Consider the following 26107-nt stretch of genomic DNA (forward strand, 5'->3'; position numbering starts at 1 on the left):
CGTCTTGTAGTACGGCTTGCTCGAGCTTAAACGCTCTGGCTTATCAGGCCGCAGCCGCCTTGGTTGCTGCTTCGATCTTGCGGGTAATGTACCACTGCTGGGCGATCGACAAGCAGTTGTTGACTACCCAGTACAGCACCAGACCGGCCGGGAACCAGAGGAAGAAGAAGGTGAAGATGATCGGCATCATTTTCATCACCTTGGCTTGCATCGGGTCCGGTGGGGTCGGGTTCAGCTGCTGCTGGATGAACATGGTCGCGCCCATGATGATCGGCAGAATGAAGAACGGATCCTTGATCGACAGGTCGGTTATCCACAGCAGCCAAGGTGCCTGGCGCATTTCCACGCTCTCCAGCAACACCCAGTAGAGCGCCAGGAACACCGGCATCTGCACCAGGATCGGCAGACAGCCGCCCAGTGGATTGATCTTCTCCTTCTTGTACAACTCCATCATCGACTGCGACATTTTCTGCCGGTCGTCGCCATGCTGTTCTTTCAATGCCGCCAGTTTTGGCGCGACGGCACGCATACGGGCCATGGATTTATAGCTGGCGGCGGACAGCGGGAAGAACGCCAGTTTGATGACGATAGTCAGGGCAATGATCGACCAACCCCAGTTACCCAGCAGATCATGGATATGACCGAGCAGCCAGAAGATCGGCTTGGCCAGGAACCACAGAATGCCGTAGTCGACCGTCAGGTCGAGACCTGGCGACAGTACTTCCAGGTTTCCCTGGGATTTCGGGCCGGCATACAGCGTGGCGTCGGTTTGCGCGCTAGCACCGGCCGGGATATTCAGGACTGGGCCGGTGAAGCCAATGATGTAGTTGCCTTGGCTGTCCTTGCGAGTTTGCACGACGTTGTTGCTGTCTTTGCTCGGCACCCAAGCGGTGACGAAATAATGCTGCAACCAGGCGATCCAGCCACCTTGCACGGTCTCGCGCAGGTTTTTGTCGTCCATGTCCCCTTTGGAGACCTTCTTGTAAGGTTTCTCCTGAGTCCACATGGCGGCGCCCAGGTAAGTGGCGGTGCCCGTTGCGGTACTGGAAGACGGATCGCCACTGTCATCGCGCTTGAGCTGACCGAACAGGTTACCGCTCCAGGCTTGATTGCTCTGATTGTCGATCAGGTAGCTGACATTCAGGTCGTACTGTCCGCGCTTGAGGGTAAAGCGCTTGATGTAATTGACCCCAGCTTCACTGAAATTCAGATCGACGACCAGTTGGTCTTGGCCATCACTCAGGGCGTAAGTGGCTTTCTCGCTGCGATACAGCGGACGACCACTGGCGCGGGCGTCGGGTCCATTGCTGCCGGTCAGGCCGCTCTGTGCGAGGTACAGTCGTTCGCCACCGTTATCGAACAGCTGAAACGGGACTTCGGGGTGATCCTGGCGACGAGGAAATTTAGGCAGTTTCAACTGCACCACATCGCCGCCGCGCGGGTCGATGGCCAGGTCGAGGACATCGGTTTTCACCCGGATCAGCGCATCGCTGATCACGCTGGGCGCCACGCTCGTTTCGTTGCCGGTGGCATTCGCCGTAGGAACGTCGCTACCGCCGGTGGCCGCAGAAATTTCTGGCAAACCAGGAACCGTGCTGCTGGCTGCGGCAGTCTGAGTCGGCAGGGCAGCTTGACCGTAGTCCTGGTTCCACTGGAGAACCATCATATAGGTCACGACTGCCAGGGCGACGATCAGGATCGAGCGTTGAATATCCATGATTATTCGGCCATCGAAGAGGGGCTTGAGGTTTTCGCGGGGGGGACCGGGTCGTAGCCACCGGGATTCCACGGGTGACAGCGGCCAAGCCGACGCAAGGTCAGCCAGCCACCACGCATGACACCAAGTTGAGTAATGGCATCATGCGCGTAGCAAGAACAGCTCGGGTAGAAACGACAGTGACTGGCCATCAATGGACTGATGGCATAGCGGTAAAACTGGATTGAAGCCAAGACCAGTCTACGCATTGGATCTGTCGCTTCCTCCCGTTTCGGCATTCGCCTGCGGGTTAGGTTTGCTGCGCGCGAGGCGTTTCCAGAGTTTGCCGAACTGCTGTGCAAGTTCGGCATTTTCCAGATCACCCAAGCCTTTTCGCGCCACCACCACGATGTCCCAGCCAATCAGGTTTTCCTGATTGGCGCGGAACGACTCGCGGATTTGGCGTTTCAGGCGATTGCGCTCAACCGAGAGCTTGACGCTCTTCTTGCCGATCACCAGACCCAAGCGGGGATGATCGAGCTCGTTGTTGCGCGCGAGCAGTAGGACATTTTTGCCCGGAGCTTTGCCGCTAGGGGAGTCGAAGACTGCCTTGAATTGCCGGGGGGTTAGCAAACGCTTTTCCCGGCCGAAGCCTCGACTCACCACAAGACTGAAAATTAGACAGCGAGGCGGGCACGGCCCTTGGCGCGGCGACGCGACAGGACGGCACGGCCGTTCTTGGTAGCCATGCGAGCACGGAAACCGTGGGTGCGAGCGCGTTTGATGGTGCTGGGTTGGAAAGTGCGTTTCATGATGCTTTACCTGGGTCGTCGACTACGGGCCGGAATGGCCCCCGTTTTGAGAGACCGGCGATTCTAGAGAAAGCCGAAGGCCAGGTCAATTTCCAACCAGCTTTTCGCTGTGTAGAGAGCTGATCAGATAGAAATATAAAGAAGAGAATATTTAAAGATCTTTTGTAGTGTCTGTAACTACTAGTGAGCAAGGTTTCTGTGGATAAGTACCTTAAGGCCAGTAACCACAGGTCCTTCAGCATGGCGTAAGCCTGTCTAGAAGAGGTGAGGTAGCTGTGTGGAGCATTCGGATAAGCTGGGGATGAAATGAGCTCTTATCCACAGAGCGGTTTGCCAACCGCTTGTACCCAGGTTTATCCCGCTAGCTTACGAATGGTTATCCACAGTGTTTTTGACGACCTTGTGCATGAAGTAAAAAATCAATAACACCTTGATTTAGCATGCTGTCTAGGGCGTTTACGTGTGGATAACTCAGGCTTCGGCGGCTACAATGGCGGCTGTTTTTGCCTCAGCGCTTTTCGACTTAGGGGATATCCGTGTCCGTGGAACTTTGGCAGCAGTGTGTGGAGCTTCTGCGCGATGAGCTGCCTGCCCAGCAATTCAACACCTGGATCCGTCCACTACAGGTCGAGGCCACAGGCGACGAGCTGCGCGTGTATGCGCCGAACCGTTTCGTGCTCGACTGGGTCAACGAGAAATACCTGAGCCGCATGCTGGAACTGTTGGCTGAACGTACTAACGGTCTGGTGCCTGCGCTGTCTCTATTAATAGGCAGTAAACGCAACGCCGCTCCTCGGGTTGCCACCGCGATGACCGCTGCCGCCCCGTCGCAGGTAACCAGTGCTCCGGCTGCAACACAGCAACCGGCGGCTAAAGTGGAAGAACCCTCGCGTGCCAGTTTCGATCCCATGGCGGGGGCGGCCAGTCAGACGGCCCCGGCGCGTACCGAGCGGACGGTGCAGGTTGAAGGTGGACTCAAGCACACCAGTTACCTGAACCGTACCTTCACCTTCGATAATTTTGTCGAGGGTAAATCCAACCAGTTGGCGCGGGCGGCAGCTTGGCAGGTCGCCGATAACCCTAAGCATGGCTACAACCCACTGTTCCTCTATGGTGGTGTGGGCTTGGGTAAAACCCACTTGATGCACGCAGTGGGCAATCATCTGTTGCAGAAGAATCCGAATGCCAAGGTGGTCTACCTGCATTCCGAGCGCTTCGTCGCCGACATGGTCAAGGCCCTGCAATTGAACGCCATCAACGAGTTCAAACGCTTCTACCGTTCGGTGGATGCGCTGTTGATCGATGACATTCAATTCTTCGCCAAGAAAGAGCGCTCACAAGAAGAATTCTTCCATACATTCAATGCCTTACTCGAAGGTGGTCAGCAGGTGATTCTCACCAGCGACCGTTACCCGAAAGAAATCGAGGGCCTGGAAGAACGTCTAAAATCGCGTTTCGGCTGGGGCTTGACGGTGGCGGTGGAACCGCCCGAATTGGAAACCCGCGTCGCCATCTTGATGAAAAAGGCCGATCAGGCCAAAGTCGATCTGCCGCACGATGCCGCCTTTTTCATTGCCCAGCGCATTCGTTCCAACGTGCGTGAGTTGGAAGGTGCGTTGAAGCGCGTTATCGCTCATTCGCACTTCATGGGCCGCGACATCACCATCGAGTTGATTCGTGAATCCTTGAAGGATCTGTTGGCGCTGCAGGACAAGCTGGTCAGCATCGACAATATCCAGCGCACAGTTGCCGAGTACTACAAGATCAAGATGTCGGATCTGCTCTCCAAGCGTCGTTCGCGTTCCGTGGCGCGACCCCGGCAGGTCGCGATGGCGCTGTCGAAAGAACTGACCAACCATAGCCTGCCGGAAATCGGCGACGTCTTCGGCGGCCGTGATCACACTACGGTATTGCATGCTTGCCGTAAGATTGCTGAACTTAGGGAATCCGACGCGGATATCCGCGAGGACTACAAGAATCTGCTGCGTACACTGACTACCTAATACGCAACTCCACTAGGCAAGGGACTAGACCATGCATTTCACTATTCAACGCGAAGCCCTGTTGAAACCTCTGCAACTGGTCGCCGGCGTCGTGGAACGCCGCCAGACCTTGCCGGTGCTCTCCAATGTGCTGCTGGTGGTTGAAGGCCAGCAACTGTCGTTGACCGGTACCGACCTGGAAGTCGAACTGGTTGGTCGGGTCAGCCTGGAAGAGCCGGCCGAGCCAGGCGAAATAACCGTTCCTGCGCGCAAGCTGATGGACATCTGCAAAAGCTTGCCGAGCGATGCCCTGATCGATATCCGCCTCGATGAGCAGAAACTACTGGTCAAAGCCGGGCGTAGTCGTTTCAGTCTATCGACCCTACCGGCCAATGACTTCCCGACGGTCGAAGAAGGTCCTGGCTCGTTGACCTTCAGTTTGGTGCAAAGCAAGTTGCGCCGTTTGATCGAACGCACCAGTTTCGCCATGGCGCAACAAGACGTGCGTTATTACCTCAATGGTATGTTGCTCGAGGTGCAAAGCGGCGTGCTGCGTGCCGTGGCAACCGATGGTCATCGCTTGGCGATGTGCTCGATGGAAGCGGCTATAGAGCAAGTCGATCGCCACCAGGTCATCGTGCCACGCAAAGGTATTCTGGAACTGGCGCGTCTACTGACCGAACAGGACGGCAGCGTGAGTATCGTCTTGGGACAGCATCATATTCGTGCGACCACAGGCGAGTTCACCTTCACCTCGAAACTGGTTGACGGTAAGTTTCCTGACTACGAGCGCGTGTTGCCTCGTGGTGGTGACAAGTTGGTGCTCGCCGATCGTCAGGGTTTACGCGAGGCGTTCAGCCGCACCGCGATTCTGTCCAACGAAAAGTACCGCGGTATTCGCTTACAACTGGCATCTGGTCTGCTGAAAATTCAGGCAAATAACCCGGAGCAGGAAGAAGCGGAAGAAGAGATCGCCGTTGACTATAGCGGCAGTGAGTTGGAGATCGGCTTCAACGTCAGTTACCTGCTGGATGTGCTGGGCGTCATGACCACCGATCAGGTGCGGCTGATTCTCTCTGATTCCAACAGCAGCGCCCTGGTACAGGAGGCAGATAACGACGACTCAGCTTACGTCGTTATGCCTATGCGTTTGTAACACTTCAATGTCCCTGACCCGCGTTACAGTCACCGCGGTGCGTAATCTGCACCCGGTGACGCTCTCTCCCTCCCCGCGTATCAATATCCTCCATGGCGACAACGGCAGTGGCAAAACCAGCGTGCTGGAAGCCATCCATCTGCTTGGCCTTGCGCGCTCGTTTCGTAGCACTAATTTGCTTCCGGTTATTCAATACGATCAGCTTGCCTGCACGATCTTTGGTCAGGTGCAGTTGGCGGATGGCCGGCAAAGTAACCTCGGTGTTTCTCGTGATCGCCAAGGCGAGTTTCAGATTCGCATCGACGGCCAGAATGCACGGAGTGCGGCACAGCTCGCCGAAACCCTGCCACTGCAATTGATCAACCCGGACAGCTTTCGTCTGCTGGAAGGTGCACCGAAGATCAGGCGGCAGTTTCTCGATTGGGGAGTGTTCCACGTGGAACCTCGCTTTTTACCGGCCTGGCAGCGCTTGCAGAAGGCCTTGCGGCAGCGGAACTCATGGCTGCGGCATGGTACACTTGACGCCGCTTCTCAGGCGGCCTGGGACCGCGAGCTATGCCTGGCTAGCGACGAAATTGACGGTTATCGACGAGCCTATATTCAGGCGTTGAAGCCGGTATTCGAACGCATCCTGAGCGAGCTGGTCGAGCTGAAAGGACTTACGCTCAGTTATTACCGAGGTTGGGATAAGGATCGCCAGCTGGATGAAGTGCTGCGCGCCTCCCTCTCCCGAGATCAACAGATTGGCCATACCCAGGCCGGTCCTCAGCGGGCCGACCTGCGGTTACGTTCGGGAGCGCACAACGCCACGGATATTTTATCGCGTGGTCAGCAGAAGTTGGTTGTCTGTGCCCTGCGGATTGCACAAGGTCATTTAGTGAGTCAGGCCAAGCGCGGCCAATGTATTTATCTGGTGGATGATTTGCCATCGGAACTGGATGAGCAACACCGGCGCGCCTTGTGTTGTTTGTTAGAAGAATTGCACTGCCAGGTGTTTATTACCTGTGTAGACCATGAATTGTTGAGGGAAGGCTGGCGCACGGACACGCCGGTTGCCATGTTCCACGTGGAACATGGCTGTGTCACCCAGACCCACGACCACCGGGAGTGAAGCATGAGCGAAAACCAAACGTACGACTCCAACAACATCAAGGTCTTGAAAGGCCTGGATGCCGTACGCAAGCGACCGGGTATGTACATCGGTGATACGGACGATGGCAGCGGTCTGCACCATATGGTGTTCGAGGTGGTCGATAACTCGATTGACGAAGCGCTGGCCGGTCACTGCAGCGATATCACCATTACCATCCACCCCGATGAATCCATTAGCGTGCGCGATAATGGCCGCGGTATTCCGGTGGACATCCACAAGGAAGAAGGCGTTTCCGCTGCCGAAGTCATCATGACGGTGCTGCACGCTGGCGGTAAGTTCGACGACAACAGCTATAAGGTGTCCGGCGGCCTGCACGGCGTGGGTGTCTCGGTGGTCAACGCGCTGTCCAAGGAACTGGTGCTGACGATTCGTCGAGGCGGCAAGATCTGGGAGCAGACCTACGTACATGGCGTGCCTCAAGCGCCGCTGGCACCGGTTGGCGATACCGATGGCACCGGGACGCAGATCCACTTCAAACCCTCCGAAGACACGTTCCAGAATATTCACTTCAGCTGGGACATTCTTGCCAAGCGCCTGCGTGAATTGTCATTCCTGAACTCTGGGGTTGGTATCGTCCTCAAGGATGAGCGTAGCGCCAAGGAAGAACTGTTCAAGTACGAAGGCGGATTGCGCGCCTTCGTGGAGTTCCTCAACGTCAACAAGACCCCGGTCAACGAGGTGTTCCATTTCAACGTACAGCGTGATGATGGCGTTGGCGTGGAAATCGCCCTGCAGTGGAACGATAGCTTCAACGAGAACCTGCTGTGTTTCACCAACAATATTCCACAGCGCGACGGTGGTACACACCTGGCCGGTTTCCGTTCGGCGCTGACGCGCAACCTGAATGCCTATATCGAGCAGGAAGGCCTGGCGAAGAAACACAAGATTGCCACCACCGGCGATGATGCCCGTGAAGGTCTGACCGCGATCATCTCGGTCAAAGTACCGGACCCCAAGTTCAGCTCACAGACCAAGGACAAGCTGGTCTCCTCCGAAGTGAAAACGGCGGTCGAACAGGAGATGGGCAAGTACTTCTCCGATTTCCTGTTGGAGAATCCAAACGAAGCCAAAGCCGTGGTCGGCAAGATGATCGACGCCGCCCGCGCCCGTGAAGCGGCGCGTAAGGCGCGGGAAATGACCCGCCGCAAGGGCGCGCTGGATATCGCCGGGCTGCCTGGCAAACTGGCCGACTGCCAGGAAAAAGATCCGGCGCTGTCCGAACTCTACATAGTGGAAGGGGACTCCGCGGGTGGTTCTGCAAAGCAGGGCCGTAACCGCAAGACTCAAGCGATCCTGCCGCTCAAGGGCAAGATTCTCAACGTCGAGAAGGCCCGTTTCGACAAGATGATTTCCTCGCAGGAAGTGGGCACCCTGATCACCGCGCTGGGCTGCGGGATCGGCCGCGACGAGTACAACATCGAAAAACTGCGCTATCACAACATCATCATCATGACCGACGCCGACGTCGACGGTTCGCACATCCGTACCCTGCTGCTGACCTTTTTCTTTCGACAGTTACCGGAACTGGTCGAGCGCGGTTACATCTATATCGCTCAGCCGCCGCTGTATAAGGTCAAAAAGGGAAAGCAGGAGCAGTACATCAAGGACGACGAGGCCATGGATGAATACATGACTCAGTCGGCTCTGGAAGATGCCAGCCTGCACGTCAATGAAAGCGCCCCTGGCTTGGCCGGTGAAGCCCTGGAGCGTCTGGTCAACGATTATCGTTTGGTCATGAAGACCCTCAAGCGCCTATCGCGTCTGTACCCACAGGAACTGACCGAGCACTTCGTTTATCTGCCGCGCGTGAGCCTCGAGCAGCTGGCCGACCACACTGCCATGCAGGGTTGGATCGGTGAGCTCGACGGCCGCTTGAAGGGCATGGAAAAGTCTGGCCTGGTGTACAAGACCAGCCTGCGCGAGGACCATGAGCGTCATCTGTGGCTGCCTGAAGTCGAGCTGATTTCACATGGTGTATCCAGCTACGTCACGTTCAATCGCGACTTCTTCTCCAGCAATGACTACAAGACTGTCACCAGTCTTGGCGATCAGCTGAATAGCCTGTTGGAAGACGGCGCTTATGTGCAGCGCGGCGAGCGCAAAAAGCCGGTAGTTACCTTCAAGGAAGCGTTGAACTGGTTGATGACCGAGAGCACCAAGCGCCATAGCATTCAGCGCTATAAGGGGCTTGGTGAAATGAATCCGAATCAGCTGTGGGAAACCACAATGGATCCGGAAGTTCGCCGTATGCTCAAGGTCACCATCGAAGATGCAATTGGTGCGGATCAGATATTCAACACCCTGATGGGCGATGCGGTAGAGCCTCGTAGAGAATTCATCGAGAGCAACGCTCTGGCTGTGTCTAATCTGGACTTCTAGGCGGTGTCGATGGGCAGATTAATTGGCATGTTTGTGCGAGTTATTGGCATGCCAAAATCAGCCACTACCCCGGCCTAGCGCCGGGGTTTTTCTTTTTGGATCAGGCTCTTAGATATAGGGACAGAGCCCAACGATATAGGGACAGAGCCCAACGCAGGCTGGATGTGTAGTGAAGCTACAGAGAAAAGCCGGAAAATCTCGTTTTGGTGGGGGCTGAATCTGGGAGATTCTGAGGGGTACACTAGATGATGGCGTTTGCTGCTATCTGCTTTTGGCTCTCAGCACTAACCTAAGCTTATCCACAGAGCGAAGGACTCGCTCGGAATCAAAGACGATTGACCATCGCTAGGATGCACCGACAGGATGTGGAATGGTCAGGAACGAAACCCGCTAAGGCGGGTTTTTTATTGTCTTGGAAAAAGGTCGGGCATCTTGTTTGTCGATTCAATCAGCTAATCGGCAGTTGCCAAAAAACAGCAAGGCTGGCATCGTAATGACAAATGTCATTACAGGTGTCTGTAACCATGGCTTCTATCAATATTCGTATCGACGACGAGCTTAAAGTCCGGGCTTACCGAGAGCTGGAAAAGCTCGGTGTTACCCCTTCTGAGCTTATGCGCCAAGCCTTGCAGTATGTGGCCGAGCGCGGACAGCTGCCATTTCGTCCAGTGCTGATGACCGAGGAAGATGAAGCGTTAATCGCCACTGTTAGTGAACGCTTGACAGCTCCCCAGCGCGTGAAGGTTGCGCTGGATGACCTATAGCCTTGAGTTCGATGCGCGGGCACTGAAGGAATGGCAAAAGCTGGGTGATACCGTTCGCCAGCAGCTCAAGAAAAAGCTCGCTGAAGTCTTGCTGAATCCGCGAATCGAAGCCAACCGTCTCCACTCGCTGCCCGATTGCTACAAGATCAAGCTGCGCAGCAGCGGCTACCGCTTGGTGTATCAGGTGATCGACCATGAGGTGGTGGTTTTTGTAGTAGCGGTTGATCGCCGTGAACGTGAGCAGGCGTACCGCAAGGCAGGCGAACGCCTCAAATAGCTGGCTGGGTCAGCTGTTCCCCTACGACTAAAAAGGTGGTCTAGGCACGATGGATGGTGGTGATCTGCTTGAGCATCTACGGGCCGAAAATGCGCGCTTGATCGCTCTGTTGGAAGCGCATGGTATTGAGTGGCGTTTGCCTGACGAGCCGTCGCAAGTTGAACCGGCTAGCCCACCTCCACTGTTAAGTTCGAGTCTAGACACGGATGCAAAGCTGGCGCTGTTCAAACGACTGTTCCGGGGCCGAGCCGATGTGTTCCCAGTGCGCTGGGAAAGCAGGGCCGGTAAATCGGGCTATTCGCCCGCTTGCGCCAATGAGTGGCGAGCGGGTGTGTGCGAGAAGCCACGGATCAAATGTGGGGATTGCTCGTACCGTCAGCTCCTGCCGCTGACCGATCAGGTGCTCTATAGGCACCTGGCCGGAGAGATTGTCATCGGCGTTTACCCGTTGTTACCGGACGACTCCTGCTACTTCCTAGCGGTGGATTTTGACGAGGCCGATTGGCGCGTGCGGATTCCACGCTGACTCGGACACCGATTCCACGGCCATCCGGACACTTTTCTGGCAGGCAGCTACGCAGGATTTCTTCACTACCATCGGCCTCTTTTTCGAAGCAAAGAGGTCGTCGTGGAGCGTCTATCCATGCGTAAAATCCGAGAGGTGTTGCGCCTCAAGTTCGACTGCGGCCTGTCCGTGCGCAAGATCGCCCGCAGCCTGGGTATTGGCCACAGCAGTGCCGGCGATTACCTCTGTCGCTTTGCCGCCAGCGGCCTCACCTGGCCCTGTTCGTTGTCCGATGCAGCGCTGGAGCAGCAGCTGTTCCCACCGGCCCCTGCGGTGCCCAGCGAGCAGCGGCCACTGCCCGATTGGTCTTGGGTGCATGCCGAGCTACGTCGTCCCGGCGTGACCCTGGCCCTGCTCTGGCAGGAGTACCGCCTGAGCCAGCCGCAGGGCTTTCAGTACAGCTGGTTCTGCGAACACTATCGGGCCTGGCAGGGCAAACTGGACGTGGTGATGCGCCAGGAGCACCGCGTCGGCGAGAAGCTGTTCGTCGACTACGCCGGGCAGACGGTGCCGGTGATTGATCGCCACAGTGGCGAGATTCGTCAGGCCCAAGTGTTTGTCGCAGTGTTGGGTGCTTCCAGCTACACCTTCGCCGAAGCGACCTGGTCGCAGCAGTTGCCGGACTGGCTGGGCTCGCACACCCGCTGCTTTGCCTTTCTCGGCGGAGTGCCGGAGATCGTGGTACCGGACAACCTGCGCAGCGCGGTGAGCAAGAGTCATCGCTACGAGCCGGACATCAACCCCAGCTACCGCGACCTGGCCGAGCACTACAGCGTGGCGGTGGTGCCCGCGCGAGCCCGTAAGCCGCGCGACAAGGCCAAGGCCGAGGTCGGCGAGCAGGTGGTCGAGCGCTGGATCCTCGCCGCCCTGCGCAACCGGCAGTTCTTCTCTCTGGACGAACTCAACAGCGCTATCTCCGTATTGCTGGAGCGACTCAATCGACGCTTGTTTCGCAAACTGCCTGGCTCCCGACAATCGGCCTTCGAGGCTCTGGATCGTCCGGCGCTGCGCCCCCTGCCGGAGTAACCCTACGTCTATGCCGTGTGGAAGAAGGCGCGGGTGCACATCGACTACCACGTCGAGGTCGATGGGCATTACTACTCGGTGCCGTATCAACTGGTGAAGAAGCAGCTGGAGGTGCGCCTGACGGCGCGCACGGTGGAGTGCTTCCACGCCAACCAGCGGGTGGCCAGCCACCTGCGCTCAATGCACAAGGGCAGGCACAGCACGCAAGCCGAGCACATGCCCAAGAGCCATCGCGAGCATGCCAAGTGGACGCCGCAACGGCTGATCCGCTGGGCCGAGCAGACCGGGCCGAACACCGCCAGCGTGATCAGTCACATCCTTGAGCGGCGCATCCACCCGACCCACGGCTACCGGGCCTGCCTGGGCATCCTGCGTCTGGGCAAGACCCACGGCGACGTGCGTCTGGAGTTGGCCTGCCGGCGCGCCCTCAGTCTCGGCGCGTGCAGCTACAAGAGCCTCGAATCGATCCTGCGCCAGGGGCTGGAAAACCTGCCATTGGCTCAAGCCAACCTGTCTCTGCTACCGGACGATCACGCCAACCTGCGTGGCCCCGGCTACTACCACTGACCCCAAGGAATCCCACCATGCTGTCTCATCCGATCCTGGACAAGCTGCAAACCCTGCGCCTGCACGGCATGCTCAAGGCGCTGAATGAACAACTGAAAACCCCGGACATCGACAGCCTGAGCTTCGAAGAACGCCTCGGCCTGCTGGTCGACCGCGAGCTGACCGAGCGCGACGACAAGCGTCTGAGTAGCCGTCTGCGCCAGGCCAGGCTACGGCACTCGGCCTGCATCGAAGACATCGACTACCGCAGCCCGCGCGGGCTGGATAAGGCGCTGATCCTGCAACTGAGCAGCGGCCAGTGGCTGCGCGACGGCCTCAACCTGATCATCGGCGGCCCCACCGGCGTCGGTAAAACCTGGCTGGCCTGTGCCCTGGCCCACCAGGCCTGCCGGGCCGGCTATCGCGTGCGCTACCTGCGCCTGCCACGTTTGCTGGAAGAGCTGGGTCTGGCCCATGGCGACGGCCGCTTCGCTAAGTTGATGAGCAGCTACGCCAAGACCGACCTGCTGATCCTCGACGACTGGGGCCAGGCCCCGTTCACTGCCGGGCAACGGCGCGACATGCTGGAGCTACTGGACGACCGTTACGGCCAGCGCTCGACCATCGTCACCAGCCAGATGACGGTGGACAACTGGCACGAACTGATCGGCGATCCGACCCTGGCCGACGCCATCCTCGACCGCCTGGTGCACAACGCTTATCTGCACGCGTTGCCCGACTGCTAGACGAGTAAGCTGCGCTGCAGCGGCTATCGGTTGGTCTACCAGGTGCTTGAGCATGAGGTGGTGGTGTTTATGGTGGCGGCTGATCGGCGTGAGCGTGAGCAGGCTTACCACAAGGCTACCGAACGCCTCAAATAGCAGCGAATGGGCCAGCTGTTTACCTGCGGTTGGCAGAAGGTTGCCTCGACGCGATGACTGTGCCGATCAGCTGGAGCGCCTACGGGCCGAAATGTCCGCCAGGTTGCCCTGCTGGAAACCCATGGCATTGAAAGGCGGGTGCCGGTTGCGTCGCCAAGTCCTGCCCCGGTCGTGCAGCTCCGCCGTTGAGCCTGAAGCTCGACTCGGATGCCAAACTGGCACTGTTCAGCGATTGTTCCGAGGCCGAACCGTTGTGTTTGCGCTGCGCTGGGGTAGCAAGTTCGGCGAATCGGACTGCTCGCCTGAGCTTCCTCCGAGACCAGGCGCTGCGACGAGTCATAGTGGGCTATGGCGAAAAGTGGTAACGCCGCATCAGGGAGCCGGATGCCGAAATTGACCAATTGAACTAGCCACACAGGCCATTGCTAAGAACAGGGGTTGGTACGCCCTGGCATCGGGTAGTGAGATAAGGTGATGTACCTCGCCCCGATTTTCTAGGCACTATCCAACCTTAGTGTGGATTAGCTAGGGTTGCGGGCAATTGCGCGACCGTACTGAGGGGAGCGGACATCAGAAAGCACTGAGGGGAGCCGTGGCTCCCCTCAAATATTGCTGCATGATTTTTTATTATTTAACGGTCTGTTGTTATTTTTATTGATCGTTATGTCGAACAAGATTTTTATGATCCCAAAGGGATCAAGGGAAAACGTATTTTTTTGAACGATGGTGTGTCCATAGTCACTTAGCGATCCAACCAGTTCAGCTACCTCAGGGTAGTTTTATTATTTTTGTCTGGTCGCCGGGTCAATCACCGGTACAGCGTACCCTCGCCAAAAAAATCTGTTTGCTACTCATCTGCTTGTTGTTTTTGTTATCTCAGAATCGAGTCGTTTCTTGCTGCTGATTTTATTATTGTTGTCCGTATAACAAAGCATCGTCCGTGCCAATTTTATATTTTCCTTATAAATCAATATTTTATAAAAATTATGACTGAAGCATCGCTCACAAATTCGCCACCTCTGTTCCTGTCCTACTCGGCTTCGTTACCTGGGCGTGGGGGCAGTAACACGCAGCGCGCAATCTGGTGGGTGCTGCTCAGGTGCGGTGTATCTGACTGCTGGCAGATATAGCGGATGTCTTACACGGGTTGGAGGCGTTGGCTGCTAGTGCGCTGGGATACAGACCACTAATCTGTGCACATCCTCTGAAGCGCAGGATACGCTCAGAATCATGGATGATTGACCATAGCTAGGATAGCTACCGATAGGATGTTGGGATGGTCAGGAAAAAAACCCGCCTCGGCGGGTTTTTTGTTGCCTGTGAAAAATGGCTTCAACGCAGTCTTGCCGATTGCGCTGCAAGCTATCGCTTATCTACCGCCAAACAATCCTGCCCGAATTCAATGCAAAAGTGCCATGAGAGGAAGATCTCGTCCGCCATGCGTGGGCTCACGCACAGGTAGCCATGCGCAAGGGTACCGCCGGAGATAGATCACAAGGGGTCGTGTGGAGGAAAGCAGGGCTATCCATGTCGCGACAGGATAAGCACCGACCTGGGCTGGGCAGTATTGCCAAGTGCTGTGTGACCAATGGCGACTGGGTAATAGGTCAGCCTGGCGTGCATGACGCTCGCTGTTTTCTCCTGACTCACCCACCGGGTCGGCATCCTGGATCGCCCGAACGGTGACTGCGGAGGGCGAAATCGCACAGATGTTGGTAATCCCGTCAGTCCTCAGCGTGCTTGGTGGCGAGATTGACCCTGACGCAGAACGCCCGAGTAGCCGTTGCAATAATAAGCATAACGAAGAGGCCAGCCTGAGTCGCGACGATGCACCACGCGCCTATCAGGTTCGGAAGATACGCATGGGATCCTTATGAATAGTATTTTGTCAGTCGCGATTATTGCCCTGTTAGCCAGTACCCTGTTTGTGCTCGTGCGCTGGGGGAACGAGCGCTGTCTAGGGCCTGAGCCGGTGAGTCTGTTCACCTTCCTGGCCATTCTGTTTACCTCTGGCCTCGACATGGGGCTGATTATCTTTCCCCTGACCGAGTTCCCGGTGTATGCCAAGGAAGCCGCATACCAGTTCGCCAACCCTTTAGCCGTTGAGTTTGGCTTTTGGGGCTTTCTGATTTGGGCTTTTTACTTCATCACGACGTTTTATTTCTGCGTGATAGAACCCCGGGTCAAGTTCTTCGAATTAAGGCCGGTAAAAATCGTCAACAACCTGGTGATTGTCGCGACCTGTGCATTCACCGCCTACCTGTTTCTGGTGAACATCGCCTGGTATGCGCCGGAACTCGGTGACACTTGGAGCTACCTGGTTGTGCTGGCCATCTTGTTAGCGGCGGCCTACTCGAGTACCGATATCAAGTATTTGAAAGTTCTCAGCGTCGCCTCAACCTGGCTGTTCTTCGCGTTGATTGGCGGAATGTGGCTGATGGCAGATATTGGCTTGAGCTACTTTTCCGAGGCGAGCACGGCGATTGCTTCCGGCTACTTCGCCAATCTGCATAAATTTGTTCTGCCCCTGAGCGACTACCATGCCTTCTACCTGTTCTGGTGGTTTGCCTGGAGTGTGATGATCGGTCAGTTCGTCGCGCGGTTTGTCGGCGGTATCAAAACCTATCAACTGTTGTTGGCGCTGCTGGTGATCCCGTCAATACCCTTGGCAGTCTGGTTTTCCGTGCTCTATTACTATTTTGCCAATGCTATCGAGATCACCCTGTTCTGGAAGCTGGCGATGGTCACAGTCGGGGTTATCTTCGTGATCAACTCGGTCGACTCCCTGGTGCGGCTGTACACCGACAATTTGGGGATCAGTGTCGAGAAGTTGGGTCGCTCCAGGTTTATCCTGCTCAACGTAGTCGTTCTGGCCACCCTGGTGCTGCTGTTCAAGTTCACCCCGTTCGAGATTCAGTGGGTGGGGCTGATCGTGATTGCGTTGTATGCGGCGGCGATAGTGACCATGGCGCTACGCCACAGACCTGCGCTGGCGGCTATCTCGCAGCGGGCCACGGCAGCGGCTGAACGTGTAGGTTGAGTGTGGATTGCGAGGACAGTCGCTTCGCTCGAGAGGACGCGCTGTGAGCCAGCCCGGGTGCGCCGACGTTGCTGCTGAAGGGTTGGCTTGTGCAGGCTGATGTCGGGGATGGATAGTCGCTCGGCTGACGCTTGCGGCACAGTGCACCGGCACCATCCATGAAAAAGCCGCCCTTGAAGAGGCGGCTTTTTTCGTCTGGCAGTGCGACTGGGCTATCGCGCTCTGCGTCACTCACGCCATCAGTCTATAAACCGTCCTAGACGCGCTTGCGGGCGCTCTAGCACCGCTATTTCAGTTTTATTCAGACCGCTTCGCGAGAGCCATTGCTCAAGACTTCAGGGGCAAGGGCGCCGATGTCCTGTTGAGCCTGGCTGATCCAGGCGAAGGCGCGGTCATTCAGCTCGGCAATGGCGCGAGGGCCGGAACCTTCGGCATAGAGCACGGGGCCGATCACGACTTGAATGGTACCGGGCGTTTTGTTCCAGCCCTGTTTCGGCCAGAACTCACCGGCGTTGTGCGCGATGGGCAGCACCGGTAGGTTGGCGTTGACCGCCAGTGCCGCGCCGCCACGCGAGAACTTGCCGATCTGGCCAGTGGGAATGCGCGTCCCCTCGGGAAAAATCAGCACCCAGGCGCCCTGCTCCAGACGTTCGTGGCCCTGCTTGGCCAGCTGCTTGAGTGCGGCTTTCGGATTGCTGCGGTCAATCGCAATGGGTTTGAGCATGGCCATCGCCCAGCCGAAGAACGGCAGGTACAGCAGCTCGCGTTTGAGCACCTGACTCAGTGGCTCGAACTGGGCTGAGAGGTAAAAGGTTTCCCAAGTGCTCTGGTGTTTGGCGAGAATCACGCAGGGGGTCGCCGGGATATTTTCCAGGCCTTTGACTTCATAACGAATGCCCAGCAGCACCTTGCTCAACCAGACGGCGCAACGGCACCAAGTCTGGTTGACGAAACGATAGCGAGCGCGAAACGCCAGGAAGGGGGCGACGAAGAAGCTGAGGGTACACCAGAGCAAGGCGCTGGAAGACAGCAGCAGGTAAAAGAGGAAAATTCTGAAGGCCCGCACTGTCGACATAGGAACTTTTACCGTTGCAGGCCAAGCCTGCTCTATCAATGGAGAAGGTGTTCGGCGACCGCCGCCAGATCATCGAATACCAGAGTGCCCGGTGGCAATGGCTGGGCCAGGGTGCGTTCGCCTTTACCGGTCTTGACCAGCACCGGCTGACAGTCGACGGCTTGTGCAGCTTTCAGGTCACCAGCGCTATCGCCGACGAACCATAAGCCGGTCAGGGCAACCCGATAATGCGCGGCGATCTGCTGGAGCAAGCCGGGTTTGGGTTTGCGACAGTCACAGCCGTCATCCGGGCCATGCGGACAGTGGACGATCAAACCGAGCTGGCCGCCCTGCTCCGCCACCAACTGGCGCAGATGATCATGCATGGCCTGCAGGGTTGCCGGATCGTAATAGCCGCGCGCCAAGCCAGACTGGTTAGTCGCCACGGCCACTGTCCAGCCCGCCTTGGATAAGCGGGCAATCGCCTCGACCGCACCGGGTAGAGGAATCCACTCATCCAACGACTTTATATAGGCGTCGGAGTCGTAATTGATCACGCCGTCGCGATCGAGGATCAGCAGCTTCATCGCTCAGCCAAGCACCGAGATATCGGCGACACCGAGGAACAAGCCGCGCAGCTTGGCCAACAGCGCATAGCGGTTGGCGCGCACTGCGGCATCTTCGGCGTTCACCAGTACCGCCTCGAAGAAGGCGTCGACCGGTTCGCGCAGACTGGCCAGATGCTCCAGCGCCTCGCGGTAGCAGCGGGCGGCAGCCATCGGCATGACCGCCAGTTCGGCGTCGGCTACGGCCTTAGCCAGCGTCTGCTCGGCCGGTTCGTGCAACAGGGCACTGTCGACGTGGCCCGGTACGTCACCGTCGAACTTGCTCAGCAGGTTCGACACGCGCTTGTTCGCGGCGGCCAGGGCGTCGGCTTCGCTGCGCGCGCGGAAAGCCTGGACCGCTTGCACGCGCTGGTCGAAGTCCAGCGGCGCGGCCGGGCTCAGGGCGCGTACGGCCTGATAGACGGACACATCGACCCCTTCGTCCTCGTAGCGAGCGCGCAGGCGATCGAAGATGAAGTCCTGCACCTGTTCGGCCAAGCCGCTGGCAGTGGCGTTGGCGCCGACCTGTTTTTGCAGCTTGCTGGCCACGATGCTATTCCACTCTTGTTCCAGACCCGGGCCGTAGAGGCCAATGGCGAACTGAATGGTTTCAACCACATCGAGATCCAGCTGCTTGTCGATCAGGATACGCAGCACGCCGAGGGCCGCGCGGCGCAGGGCATAGGGATCTTTGCTGCCGGTTGGCAGCATGCCGATGCCGAAGATGCCGACCAGGGTGTCGAGTTTGTCGGCCAGGGCCACGGCCGCGCCGGTCAGGGTGCTGGGCAGTTCGGCCCCCGCCCCGCGCGGCATATACTGTTCGTTGAGAGCCAGGGCGACATCGTCCGCTTCGCCATCATGCTTGGCGTAGTAATAGCCGGCGATACCCTGCATTTCCGGAAACTCGCCGACCATCTCGCTGGCCAGGTCGCACTTGGACAGTATCCCGGCACGCGCTGCGCGATCCTTATCGCCGCCGACCCGTTCGGCGACGTAGGCCGCCAGGGCGGAAACCCGCTGGGCTTTTTCATAGACCGAGCCGAGCTGCGATTGGAAGACCACATTGGCCAGGCGCTGGTTGAACAGCTCCAGCTTGTGCTTCTTGTCCTGCTTGAAGAAGAACTCGGCATCGGTCAGGCGTGGTCGCACGACTTTCTCGTTGCCGGAGATGATCTGCGCCGGGTCCTTGCTCTCGACGTTGGCCACGGTGATGAAGCGCGGCAGCAACTTGCCGTTGTTATCCAGCAGGCAGAAGTACTTCTGGTTGTCCTGCATGGTGGTGATCAAGGCTTCCTGCGGCACCTCGAGGAAGCGTTCCTCGAAGGAGCAGACCAGCGGCACCGGCCATTCGACCAGGGCACTGACCTCATCGAGCAGTGCCGGCGGCACTATGGCCGTGCCCTGCTGTTCGGCGGCCAACTGTTCGACACGCTGGGCGATCAGCTCACGGCGCTCGTCGGCGTCGGCAATCACATAGGCCGCGCGCAGCTCTTGCGCATAGTTGGCCGGCGCGGAGATGCGCACCTCGGCGTTATGGTGGAAGCGGTGGCCACGGGAGACCCGGCCGGCCCGTTGGGCGAGGATTTCGCAGTCGATTACCTGATCGCCGAACAGCATCACCAGCCACTGGGTCGGGCGGACGAACTCGGTCTTGCGCGCGCCCCAACGCATGCGCTTGGGAATCGGCAGTTCATTCAGCGAGGTTTCGACGATAGCGGGCAGCAGGCTGGCGGCGGCCTGGCCGGGAATGTTCTGGCTGAATTTCAGCTTGGGACCGCTGCAATCGATTTCGCTCAGCTCGACCCCGCACTTCTTGGCGAAGCCCAGGGCGGCCTGGGTCGGCTTGCCATTGGCGTCGAACGCCGCCTGCACGGGCGGGCCGTCGAGGTTCAGTGCGCGATCCGCCTGTTGCGTTTCAAGCTGCTCGACGAGTACGGCCAGGCGGCGTGGCGCGGCGTAATAGCGGGCGTTGGCGTAGTTCAGACCGGCCGCTGTCAGGCCCTTTTCGATGCCGGCGAGGAAGGCTGTACCGAGGGTTTTCAGGGCCTTCGGCGGCAGTTCTTCGGTGCCCAGTTCAACCAGAAAATCCAGTGCACTCATTCTGCTGCCTCCAGCTTATTGCCCAGGGCTTTGCCTTGAAGCAGATCCGTTTCTGTCAGTTTGGCCAGTACTTCGTCACGCAGTTCGGGGGCGGCCATCGGGAAGCCGAGTTTGCGTCGTGCCTGCAGGTAGCTCTGCGCCACGGCGCGAGCCAGAGTGCGCACGCGGAGGATATAACGCTGACGTTCGGTCACTGAAATGGCGCGGCGGGCATCCAGCAGGTTGAAGGTGTGCGAGGCCTTGAGCACCATTTCGTAGGTCGGTAGCGGCAGTTCCAGTTCGATCAGCCGATTGGCTTCGGATTCGTAAAAATCGAACAGTTCGAACAGCTTGTCGACATTGGCGTGTTCGAAGTTGTAGGTCGACTGCTCCACTTCGTTCTGGTGGAACACGTCGCCGTAGGTGACGGTGCCGAAGGGGCCGTCGGTCCAGATCAGGTCGTAGACCGAGTCGACGCCCTGGATGTACATGGCCAGGCGTTCCAGGCCATAGGTGATCTCGCCGGTCACCGGGTAGCACTCGATCCCACCGACCTGCTGGAAGTAGGTGAACTGCGAGACTTCCATGCCGTTCAGCCAGATTTCCCAACCCAGACCCCAGGCGCCGAGGGTCGGCGATTCCCAGTTGTCTTCGACGAAGCGGATATCGTGGACCAGCGGGTCGAGACCGATGTGTTTCAGCGAGCCGAGGTAGAGTTCCTGGAAGTTTTCCGGGTTCGGCTTCAATACCACCTGGAACTGGTAGTAGTGCTGCAGGCGGTTGGGGTTCTCACCATAGCGGCCATCGCCTGGGCGGCGACTGGGCTGCACGTAGGCGGCGTTCCAGGTTTCCGGGCCAACGGCGCGCAGGAAGGTGGCGGTGTGAAAGGTGCCGGCGCCCACTTCCATATCGTAGGGCTGCAACACCACGCAACCTTGCTCGGCCCAATATTGTTGCAGGGCAAGGATCAAGTCTTGGAAGGTGCGCACGGCAGGCGTAGTCTGGCTCACGGAAAATTCACCTGTTGAGGCTGCGACAGAAAGGGCGGGAGTATACCCCAATCCGTACGGCCTCCACCGCCCTGGAAGGCCCTATGCCACGCTGCTTTTGGTGCAACGACGACCCGCTCTACATGGCTTACCACGACGAGGAATGGGGGGTGCCCTTGCGCGCGCCACAGCCCCTGTTCGAGTTGTTGCTGCTCGAAGGTTTCCAGGCCGGTTTGTCGTGGATCACCGTACTGAAGAAGCGCGCCCGCTACCGCGAGGTGCTGTTCGGCTTCGACCCGCAGCGCCTGGCGCAGATGAGCGATGCGCAAATCGATGAGCGCATGCAGGACCCCGGGATCATCCGCAATCGCCTCAAGCTCAAGGCGGCGCGGCAGAACGCACAAGCCTGGCTCAAGCTGGATGACCCGGTGACGCTATTGTGGTCGTTCGTCGGCGGCACGCCGAAGATCAATCACTTCGTTGGCCGCGAGCAGGTGCCGGCAGTGACCGCGGAAGCCGAGGCCATGAGCAAGGCGCTGAAAAAAGCCGGCTTTACCTTCGTCGGTCCGACCATCTGTTACGCCTATATGCAGGCGACGGGGATGGTCATGGATCACACCCGCGATTGTGATCGCTACGCCGTATTGAGCAAGGCGACGTCTTAGCTTGGTGCCAGGGCGTTTCATCGCCGGCCCTGTGCGCGGTTACACTAGGCGTTTTGACTTTGTGGAGTTGCCTGTGGAAAAGCTCAAAGGCGCCTTGGTGGTGGGCTTTCTGCGCCTGTTCGCCCTGCTGCCGTGGCGCGCCGTGCAAGCTGTGGGCGCGGCCATTGGCTGGCTGATGTGGAAGTTGCCAAACGGCTCGCGAGCGGTCGCCAGCACCAACCTGAGCAAATGTTTTCCCGAACTCGACGCGCAAGCCCACCAGCACCTGCTGCGCCAGAGCCTGATGGACATCGGCAAAACCCTGACCGAAAGCGCCTGCGCCTGGATCTGGCCGGCGCAGAAGTCCATCGATCTGGTACGCGAAGTCGAGGGCCTGGAGGTGCTGCAGGCGGCACTGGCCTCCGGCAAAGGAGTGGTCGGCATCACCAGCCACCTGGGCAACTGGGAAGTGCTCAATCACTTCTACTGCGCCCAGTGCAAGCCGATCATTTTCTACCGCCCGCCGAAACTCAAGGCGGTGGATGAGCTGTTGCGCCAGCAGCGGGTGCAGCTGGGCAATCGCGTGGCCCCGTCGACCAAAGAAGGCATTATCAGTGTCATCAAGGAAGTCCGCAAAGGCGGCGCCGTAGGCATTCCGGCCGATCCGGAGCCGAGTTTGTCCGCAGGGGTATTCGTGCCGTTCTGTGCGACCCAGGCGCTGACCAGCAAGTTTGTGCCCGGCATGCTCACCGGCGGCAAGGCGGTCGGGGTGTTCCTGCATGCCCTGCGCCTGAGCGATGGTTCCGGCTACAAGGTGATACTCGAGGCGGCGCCGTCTGATATGTACAGCGATCAGGTGGAAACCGCCGTGGCGGCCATGAGCACGGTGCTGGAGAAGTATGTGCGGGCTTATCCCAGCCAGTACATGTGGAGCATGAAACGTTTCAAGAAACGCCCGGCGGGTGAGGCGAAGTGGTACTGAAGGCGGTGCTCATAGCCCTGCGCTGAAAAAGGTGTCTGATCGGGCACCTTTTTCATTAACAGCACTGGGCCTTTTCGGCAATTTGCGTTATTAAAATGCCACCCTCTTCGTCTAGGACTGACTGGCGCAATGTCCAATCAACGGCAACATCCACGTACGCCGATGAAATGTCGGATCAAGATCTGCCATCCGAGCTTCGGCGAGCGGCTGGCCCAGACCACCAACCTGTCCGACGGCGGCGTCTATGCCAAGCATCCAGACCTGATGGCCCTGCCCCTGGGCACTATTGTCACGGGCCAGGTACAGGACTTGCCGATTGAGGCGCCGGTGCTGCGCATGGAAGTGATGCGCGTGGATGCCGAAGGTGTCGGCCTGCGCTTTGTCGAGGCCTGACGGCTTCAGCTCGACGGGTTTTGCCGCTGCAGGCGCTTGATAAACACCGTCATCTCCTTCTCGGCCTGTTTGTCGCCGTGGCCCTGGGCCGCGGCGATCCCCTGCTGCCAGGCCTGCTCGGCGGCGCGACTATCGCCCTGCTCCAGCTGCGCCTTACCCAGTAACTTCCAGGCCGCCGAATACTTGGGGTCGAATTCGACGCAGCGCTGCAAGTGCTCGGCCGCACGGGCGAACTCACCGGCATCCAGATAGCCTTTGCCCAGACCGAAACGCAGCAGGGCGTTGTCCATGCCCTTGGCCAGCAGCTTTTCCAGGGATTCGGTGGTCATCGCGGGTCTCCTGTGTGGAGTGGCTTGGCGGAGCGGGTCATACCCGCTCTGCCCGCTATCAGAAGAAGGTCAGGCCGACCTGGAACAGGCGCTCGGCATCGCGGATGTATTTCTTGTCGACCAGGAACAGGATGACATGGTCGCCGGTCTCGATCACCGTGTCGTCATGCGCGATCAGCACCTCTTCGTCGCGAATGATTGCGCCGATAGTGGTGCCCGGCGGCAGGTCGATGTCCTCGATGGCGCGGCCGACCACCTTGCTCGACTTGGCGTCGCCATGCGCGATGGCTTCGATGGCCTCGGCAGCCCCGCGGCGTAGCGAGTGCACGCTGACGATATCGCCCCGGCGCACGTGGGTCAGCAGGGTGCCGATGGTGGCCAGCTGCGGGCTGATGGCGATGTCGATCTCGCCGCCCTGCACCAGGTCGACGTAGGCCGGGTTGTTGATGATGGTCATCACCTTGCGCGCTCCGAGACGCTTGGCCAGCAGCGAGGACATGATGTTGGCCTCGTCGTCGTTGGTCAGGGCCAGGAAGATGTCGGCATCGTTGATGTTCTCTTCCACCAGCAGGTCGCGATCCGAGGCGCTGCCCTGCAGCACGATGGTGCTCTCCAGATTCTCCGAGAGGTAGCGACAGCGTGCCGGGTTCATCTCGATGATCTTCACCTGGTAGCGGCTCTCGATGGCCTCGGCCAGGCGCTCGCCGATGTGCCCGCCACCGGCGATCACCACCTTCTTGTAACCGTCTTCGAGGCGGCGCATCTCGCTCATGACCGCACGGATATGCGCCTTGGCGGCGATGAAGAACACCTCATCGTCGGCCTCGATCACCGTGTCGCCCTTGGGAATGATCGGCCGGTTACGGCGGAAGATCGCCGCCACCCGGGTGTCGACGTTGGGCATGTGCTCGCGCAGCTGGCGCAATTGCTGGCCGACCAGCGGGCCGCCGTAGTAGGCCTTGACCGCCACCAGCTGGGCCTTGCCGTCGGCGAAGTCGATCACCTGCAGGGCGCCGGGGTATTCGATCAGGCGCTTGATGTAGTTGGTCACCACCTGTTCCGGGCTGATCAGTACTTCGACCGGAATCGAGTCGTTGTTGAACAGGCCGGCGCGGGTCAGGTAGGCCGGCTCGCGCACCCGGGCAATCTTGGTCGGGGTGTGGAACAGGCTGTAGCCGACCTGGCAGGCGATCATGTTGATCTCGTCGCTGTTGGTCACCGCGATGATCATGTCGGCATCGTCGGCGCCGGCCTGGCGCAGCACCGTGGGGAACGAGCCGCGGCCCTGCACGGTACGGATATCCAGGCGATCGCTGAGGTCGCGCAGGCGGTCGCCGTCGGTGTCCACCACGGTGATGTCGTTGGCCTCGCTGGCCAGGTGTTCCGCCAGGGTGCCACCGACCTGGCCGGCGCCGAGAATGATGATCTTCATCCGCTCTGTTCCTCAGCCGCGATTAGCGGCGATTTTGATCAGCTTGGCATAATAAAAACCGTCGTGACCGTCAGGCTGCGCAAGCAGTTGACGGCCGTGCGGCTGTTTCAGGCCGAAGGGCCCGGCAATATCCAGTTCGCGTGCGCCCGAGGTGCGCGCGAGAAAGCCGGCGATGACCTCGGTATTTTCCGTCGGCAGGGTCGAGCAGGTGGCATAGAGCAGGATGCCGCCGACTGCCAGCGTCGGCCACAAGGCATCCAGCAGTTCGCCCTGTAACTGCGCCAGGGCGGGAATGTCATCGGCCTGACGGGTCAGCTTGATGTCGGGATGGCGGCGAATAACGCCGGTGGCGGAACAGGGCGCGTCGAGCAGGATGCGCTGGAAGGTTTGGCCGTCCCACCACTCATCGACGGCGCGGGCATCGGCGGCGATCAGTTCGGCGTTGAGACCCAGGCGCTGGAGATTTTCGCGTACGCGGAGCAGGCGCTTCTCCTCCAGGTCGACCGCCACCACGGCGGCCAGCTGTGGCTCGGCTTCGAGCAGATGGCAGGTCTTGCCGCCGGGCGCGCAGCAGGCGTCCAGTACCCGTTGACCGGGCGCCAGTTCCAGCAGCTCGGCGGCCAGTTGCGCGGCTTCATCCTGCACGCTGACCCGGCCTGCGGCGAAGCCCGGCAGGCTGGTGACATCGCAGGCCTGCTCAAGACGAATACCGTCGGGGCTGAAGGCGCAGGGTTCGGCTTGGTAGTCGGCGGCGTGCAGTTCGGCCAGGTAGTCGTCGCGGCTGCCATGGCGGCGGTTGACCCGCAAGATCAGTGGCGGATGGGCGTTATTGGCGGCGCAGATGGCCTCCCAATGTTCAGGCCAGTGCGCCTTCAGGGCTTTTTGCAGCCAGCGCGGGTGGGCTGTACGCACCACCGGGTCGTGTTCCAGCTCCGCCAGCAGTTGCTCGCTCTCGCGCTGGGCGCGACGCAGTACGGCGTTGAGCAGACCCTTGGCCCAGGGCTTTTTCAGCTTGTCGACGCAACCGACGGTTTCACCGAGGGCCGCGTGGGCCGGAATGCGGGTGTAGAGCAGCTGGTAGAGGCCGACCAGGAGCAGGGCTTCGGCATCCTTGTCGGCTGCCTTGAACGGTTTTTGCAGGAGTTTTTCCGCCAGCGCAGCCAGGCGCGGTTGCCAGCGTGCGGTGCCGAACGCCAGTTCTTGAGTCAGGCCACGGTCGCGCGACTCGACCTTGTCCAGCAGCGGCGGCAGGCTGCTGCCCAGCGAGGCCTTGCCGGAGAGTACTGCGGCCAGTGCACGGGCCGCTGCTAGACGCGGGTTCAT

At 59.1% G+C, this 26107-nt stretch carries 22 protein-coding genes and 2 pseudogenes; 13 read left to right on the plus strand and 11 right to left on the minus strand.

Features of this window, described 5'->3' with window-relative positions:
- Positions 1–43: 43 nt before the first annotated feature.
- The 4 genes from yidC to rpmH are packed head-to-tail and all read right to left on the minus strand — an operon-like array spanning position 44 to position 2508.
- Positions 44–1717 carry a membrane protein insertase YidC gene (yidC, locus tag FBY03_RS06205; protein WP_147171324.1) on the minus strand — a complete coding sequence of 558 codons (1674 nt, stop codon included), beginning with the start codon at positions 1715–1717 and terminating at the stop codon, positions 44–46.
- Positions 1718–1719: 2 nt separating this feature from the next.
- Positions 1720–1965, minus strand: a complete 246-nt coding sequence (gene yidD / locus FBY03_RS06210) for a membrane protein insertion efficiency factor YidD (protein ID WP_218570759.1) — start codon at positions 1963–1965, stop codon at positions 1720–1722.
- Entirely contained in the window at positions 1958–2362 is a 405-nt protein-coding gene (gene rnpA, locus FBY03_RS06215) for a ribonuclease P protein component (RefSeq protein WP_178090575.1), read from the minus strand. The genes yidD and rnpA overlap by 8 nt, the downstream gene beginning before the upstream one ends.
- An 11-nt stretch (positions 2363–2373) precedes the next feature.
- Positions 2374–2508: a 50S ribosomal protein L34 gene (rpmH, locus tag FBY03_RS06220; RefSeq protein WP_003213577.1), complete on the minus strand. Its 135-nt coding sequence runs from the start codon at positions 2506–2508 to the stop codon at positions 2374–2376.
- 536 nt (positions 2509–3044) lie between these two features.
- Here rpmH and dnaA point away from each other — a divergent pair.
- The 10 genes and pseudogenes from dnaA (at position 3045) to FBY03_RS06270 (ending at position 16277) form a co-directional block, all read left to right on the plus strand.
- A complete protein-coding gene (gene dnaA / locus FBY03_RS06225) occupies positions 3045–4511 on the plus strand; it encodes a chromosomal replication initiator protein DnaA (RefSeq protein WP_147171327.1) in 1467 nt (488 codons plus the stop codon).
- Positions 4512–4542: 31 nt separating this feature from the next.
- Positions 4543–5646 (plus strand): DNA polymerase III subunit beta, encoded by a 1104-nt coding sequence (gene dnaN / locus FBY03_RS06230; protein WP_147171328.1) that lies wholly within the window; start codon positions 4543–4545, stop codon positions 5644–5646.
- A gap of 7 nt (positions 5647–5653) precedes the next feature.
- Complete coding sequence (gene recF, locus FBY03_RS06235) at positions 5654–6757, plus strand: DNA replication/repair protein RecF (protein WP_147171329.1); 1104 nt, start codon at positions 5654–5656, stop codon at positions 6755–6757.
- Between the two features lie 3 nt (positions 6758–6760).
- Positions 6761–9178, plus strand: coding sequence for a DNA topoisomerase (ATP-hydrolyzing) subunit B (gyrB, locus tag FBY03_RS06240; protein ID WP_147171330.1), 2418 nt, complete (start codon positions 6761–6763; stop codon positions 9176–9178).
- A 524-nt stretch (positions 9179–9702) separates the two neighbouring features.
- Positions 9703–9942: a type II toxin-antitoxin system RelB/DinJ family antitoxin gene (locus tag FBY03_RS06245; protein ID WP_147171331.1), complete on the plus strand. Its 240-nt coding sequence runs from the start codon at positions 9703–9705 to the stop codon at positions 9940–9942.
- Complete coding sequence (locus FBY03_RS06250) at positions 9932–10219, plus strand: type II toxin-antitoxin system RelE/ParE family toxin (RefSeq protein ID WP_147171332.1); 288 nt, start codon at positions 9932–9934, stop codon at positions 10217–10219. The genes FBY03_RS06245 and FBY03_RS06250 overlap by 11 nt, the downstream gene beginning before the upstream one ends.
- Before the next feature lie 49 nt (positions 10220–10268).
- A pseudogene (locus FBY03_RS06255) lies at positions 10269–10727 on the plus strand (DEAD/DEAH box helicase); the annotation flags it as partial.
- A 135-nt stretch (positions 10728–10862) separates the two neighbouring features.
- Positions 10863–12377 (plus strand): annotated as a pseudogene (gene istA / locus FBY03_RS06260) (IS21 family transposase).
- 17 nt (positions 12378–12394) lie between these two features.
- Positions 12395–13102, plus strand: a complete 708-nt coding sequence (gene istB / locus FBY03_RS06265) for an IS21-like element helper ATPase IstB (protein WP_147171333.1) — start codon at positions 12395–12397, stop codon at positions 13100–13102.
- 2008 nt (positions 13103–15110) lie between these two features.
- Positions 15111–16277, plus strand: a complete 1167-nt coding sequence (locus tag FBY03_RS06270; RefSeq protein WP_147171334.1) for a BCCT family transporter — start codon at positions 15111–15113, stop codon at positions 16275–16277.
- 301 nt (positions 16278–16578) lie between these two features.
- Here FBY03_RS06270 and FBY03_RS06275 read toward each other — a convergent pair whose 3' ends face one another.
- The 4 genes from FBY03_RS06275 to glyQ are packed head-to-tail and all read right to left on the minus strand — an operon-like array spanning position 16579 to position 21025.
- Positions 16579–17352: a 1-acyl-sn-glycerol-3-phosphate acyltransferase gene (locus tag FBY03_RS06275; protein ID WP_147171335.1), complete on the minus strand. Its 774-nt coding sequence runs from the start codon at positions 17350–17352 to the stop codon at positions 16579–16581.
- Between the two features lie 35 nt (positions 17353–17387).
- Complete coding sequence (gmhB, locus tag FBY03_RS06280; protein ID WP_147171336.1) at positions 17388–17918, minus strand: D-glycero-beta-D-manno-heptose 1,7-bisphosphate 7-phosphatase; 531 nt, start codon at positions 17916–17918, stop codon at positions 17388–17390.
- 3 nt (positions 17919–17921) lie between these two features.
- Positions 17922–20036 carry a glycine--tRNA ligase subunit beta gene (gene glyS / locus FBY03_RS06285; protein ID WP_147171337.1) on the minus strand — a complete coding sequence of 705 codons (2115 nt, stop codon included), beginning with the start codon at positions 20034–20036 and terminating at the stop codon, positions 17922–17924.
- On the minus strand, positions 20033–21025 hold the full coding sequence (gene glyQ, locus FBY03_RS06290) for a glycine--tRNA ligase subunit alpha (protein ID WP_147171338.1): 993 nt from the start codon (positions 21023–21025) through the stop codon (positions 20033–20035). Before glyQ ends, glyS begins: the two co-directional genes overlap by 4 nt.
- 83 nt (positions 21026–21108) lie before the next feature.
- On the opposite strand from glyQ, the gene FBY03_RS06295 reads away from it, so the two are divergent.
- The 3 genes from FBY03_RS06295 (at position 21109) to FBY03_RS06305 (ending at position 23023) form a co-directional block, all read left to right on the plus strand.
- Entirely contained in the window at positions 21109–21669 is a 561-nt protein-coding gene (locus FBY03_RS06295; protein ID WP_147171339.1) for a DNA-3-methyladenine glycosylase I, read from the plus strand.
- Between the two features lie 73 nt (positions 21670–21742).
- A complete protein-coding gene (locus FBY03_RS06300) occupies positions 21743–22630 on the plus strand; it encodes a lysophospholipid acyltransferase (RefSeq protein ID WP_147171340.1) in 888 nt (295 codons plus the stop codon).
- A gap of 129 nt (positions 22631–22759) precedes the next feature.
- A complete protein-coding gene (locus FBY03_RS06305; protein WP_147171341.1) occupies positions 22760–23023 on the plus strand; it encodes a PilZ domain-containing protein in 264 nt (87 codons plus the stop codon).
- 5 nt (positions 23024–23028) lie between these two features.
- Here the strand turns inward: FBY03_RS06305 and FBY03_RS06310 are convergent, their stop codons facing one another.
- Genes FBY03_RS06310 through rsmB form a run of 3 tightly spaced genes read right to left on the minus strand, consistent with a single transcriptional unit; the run spans position 23029 to position 26107 of the window.
- Positions 23029–23352, minus strand: coding sequence for a tetratricopeptide repeat protein (locus FBY03_RS06310; protein WP_147171342.1), 324 nt, complete (start codon positions 23350–23352; stop codon positions 23029–23031).
- Between the two features lie 58 nt (positions 23353–23410).
- Entirely contained in the window at positions 23411–24784 is a 1374-nt protein-coding gene (trkA, locus tag FBY03_RS06315; protein WP_147171343.1) for a Trk system potassium transporter TrkA, read from the minus strand.
- A gap of 12 nt (positions 24785–24796) precedes the next feature.
- A complete protein-coding gene (rsmB, locus tag FBY03_RS06320) occupies positions 24797–26107 on the minus strand; it encodes a 16S rRNA (cytosine(967)-C(5))-methyltransferase RsmB (RefSeq protein ID WP_147171344.1) in 1311 nt (436 codons plus the stop codon).

The sequence above is a fragment of the Pseudomonas sp. SJZ079 genome (assembly GCF_007993865.1).
Lineage (GTDB): Bacteria > Pseudomonadota > Gammaproteobacteria > Pseudomonadales > Pseudomonadaceae > Aquipseudomonas.

What these genes read in the sequence shown, in the direction of transcription:
- FBY03_RS06295 (WP_147171339.1), top strand. Translation starts at nt 21,109, where the DNA reads ATGCCACGCTGCTTTTGGTGCAACGACGACCCGCTCTACATGGCTTAC.
- yidC (WP_147171324.1), bottom strand. Translation starts at nt 1,717, where the DNA reads ATGGATATTCAACGCTCGATCCTGATCGTCGCCCTGGCAGTCGTGACC.
- trkA (WP_147171343.1), bottom strand. Translation starts at nt 24,784, where the DNA reads ATGAAGATCATCATTCTCGGCGCCGGCCAGGTCGGTGGCACCCTGGCG.
- dnaN (WP_147171328.1), top strand. Translation starts at nt 4,543, where the DNA reads ATGCATTTCACTATTCAACGCGAAGCCCTGTTGAAACCTCTGCAACTG.
- FBY03_RS06270 (WP_147171334.1), top strand. Translation starts at nt 15,111, where the DNA reads ATGAATAGTATTTTGTCAGTCGCGATTATTGCCCTGTTAGCCAGTACC.
- FBY03_RS06250 (WP_147171332.1), top strand. Translation starts at nt 9,932, where the DNA reads ATGACCTATAGCCTTGAGTTCGATGCGCGGGCACTGAAGGAATGGCAA.
- gmhB (WP_147171336.1), bottom strand. Translation starts at nt 17,918, where the DNA reads ATGAAGCTGCTGATCCTCGATCGCGACGGCGTGATCAATTACGACTCC.
- recF (WP_147171329.1), top strand. Translation starts at nt 5,654, where the DNA reads ATGTCCCTGACCCGCGTTACAGTCACCGCGGTGCGTAATCTGCACCCG.
- FBY03_RS06305 (WP_147171341.1), top strand. Translation starts at nt 22,760, where the DNA reads ATGTCCAATCAACGGCAACATCCACGTACGCCGATGAAATGTCGGATC.
- rsmB (WP_147171344.1), bottom strand. Translation starts at nt 26,107, where the DNA reads ATGAACCCGCGTCTAGCAGCGGCCCGTGCACTGGCCGCAGTACTCTCC.
- gyrB (WP_147171330.1), top strand. Translation starts at nt 6,761, where the DNA reads ATGAGCGAAAACCAAACGTACGACTCCAACAACATCAAGGTCTTGAAA.
- istB (WP_147171333.1), top strand. Translation starts at nt 12,395, where the DNA reads ATGCTGTCTCATCCGATCCTGGACAAGCTGCAAACCCTGCGCCTGCAC.
- glyS (WP_147171337.1), bottom strand. Translation starts at nt 20,036, where the DNA reads ATGAGTGCACTGGATTTTCTGGTTGAACTGGGCACCGAAGAACTGCCG.
- FBY03_RS06245 (WP_147171331.1), top strand. Translation starts at nt 9,703, where the DNA reads ATGGCTTCTATCAATATTCGTATCGACGACGAGCTTAAAGTCCGGGCT.
- yidD (WP_218570759.1), bottom strand. Translation starts at nt 1,965, where the DNA reads ATGCGTAGACTGGTCTTGGCTTCAATCCAGTTTTACCGCTATGCCATC.
- FBY03_RS06275 (WP_147171335.1), bottom strand. Translation starts at nt 17,352, where the DNA reads ATGTCGACAGTGCGGGCCTTCAGAATTTTCCTCTTTTACCTGCTGCTG.
- FBY03_RS06310 (WP_147171342.1), bottom strand. Translation starts at nt 23,352, where the DNA reads ATGACCACCGAATCCCTGGAAAAGCTGCTGGCCAAGGGCATGGACAAC.
- rpmH (WP_003213577.1), bottom strand. Translation starts at nt 2,508, where the DNA reads ATGAAACGCACTTTCCAACCCAGCACCATCAAACGCGCTCGCACCCAC.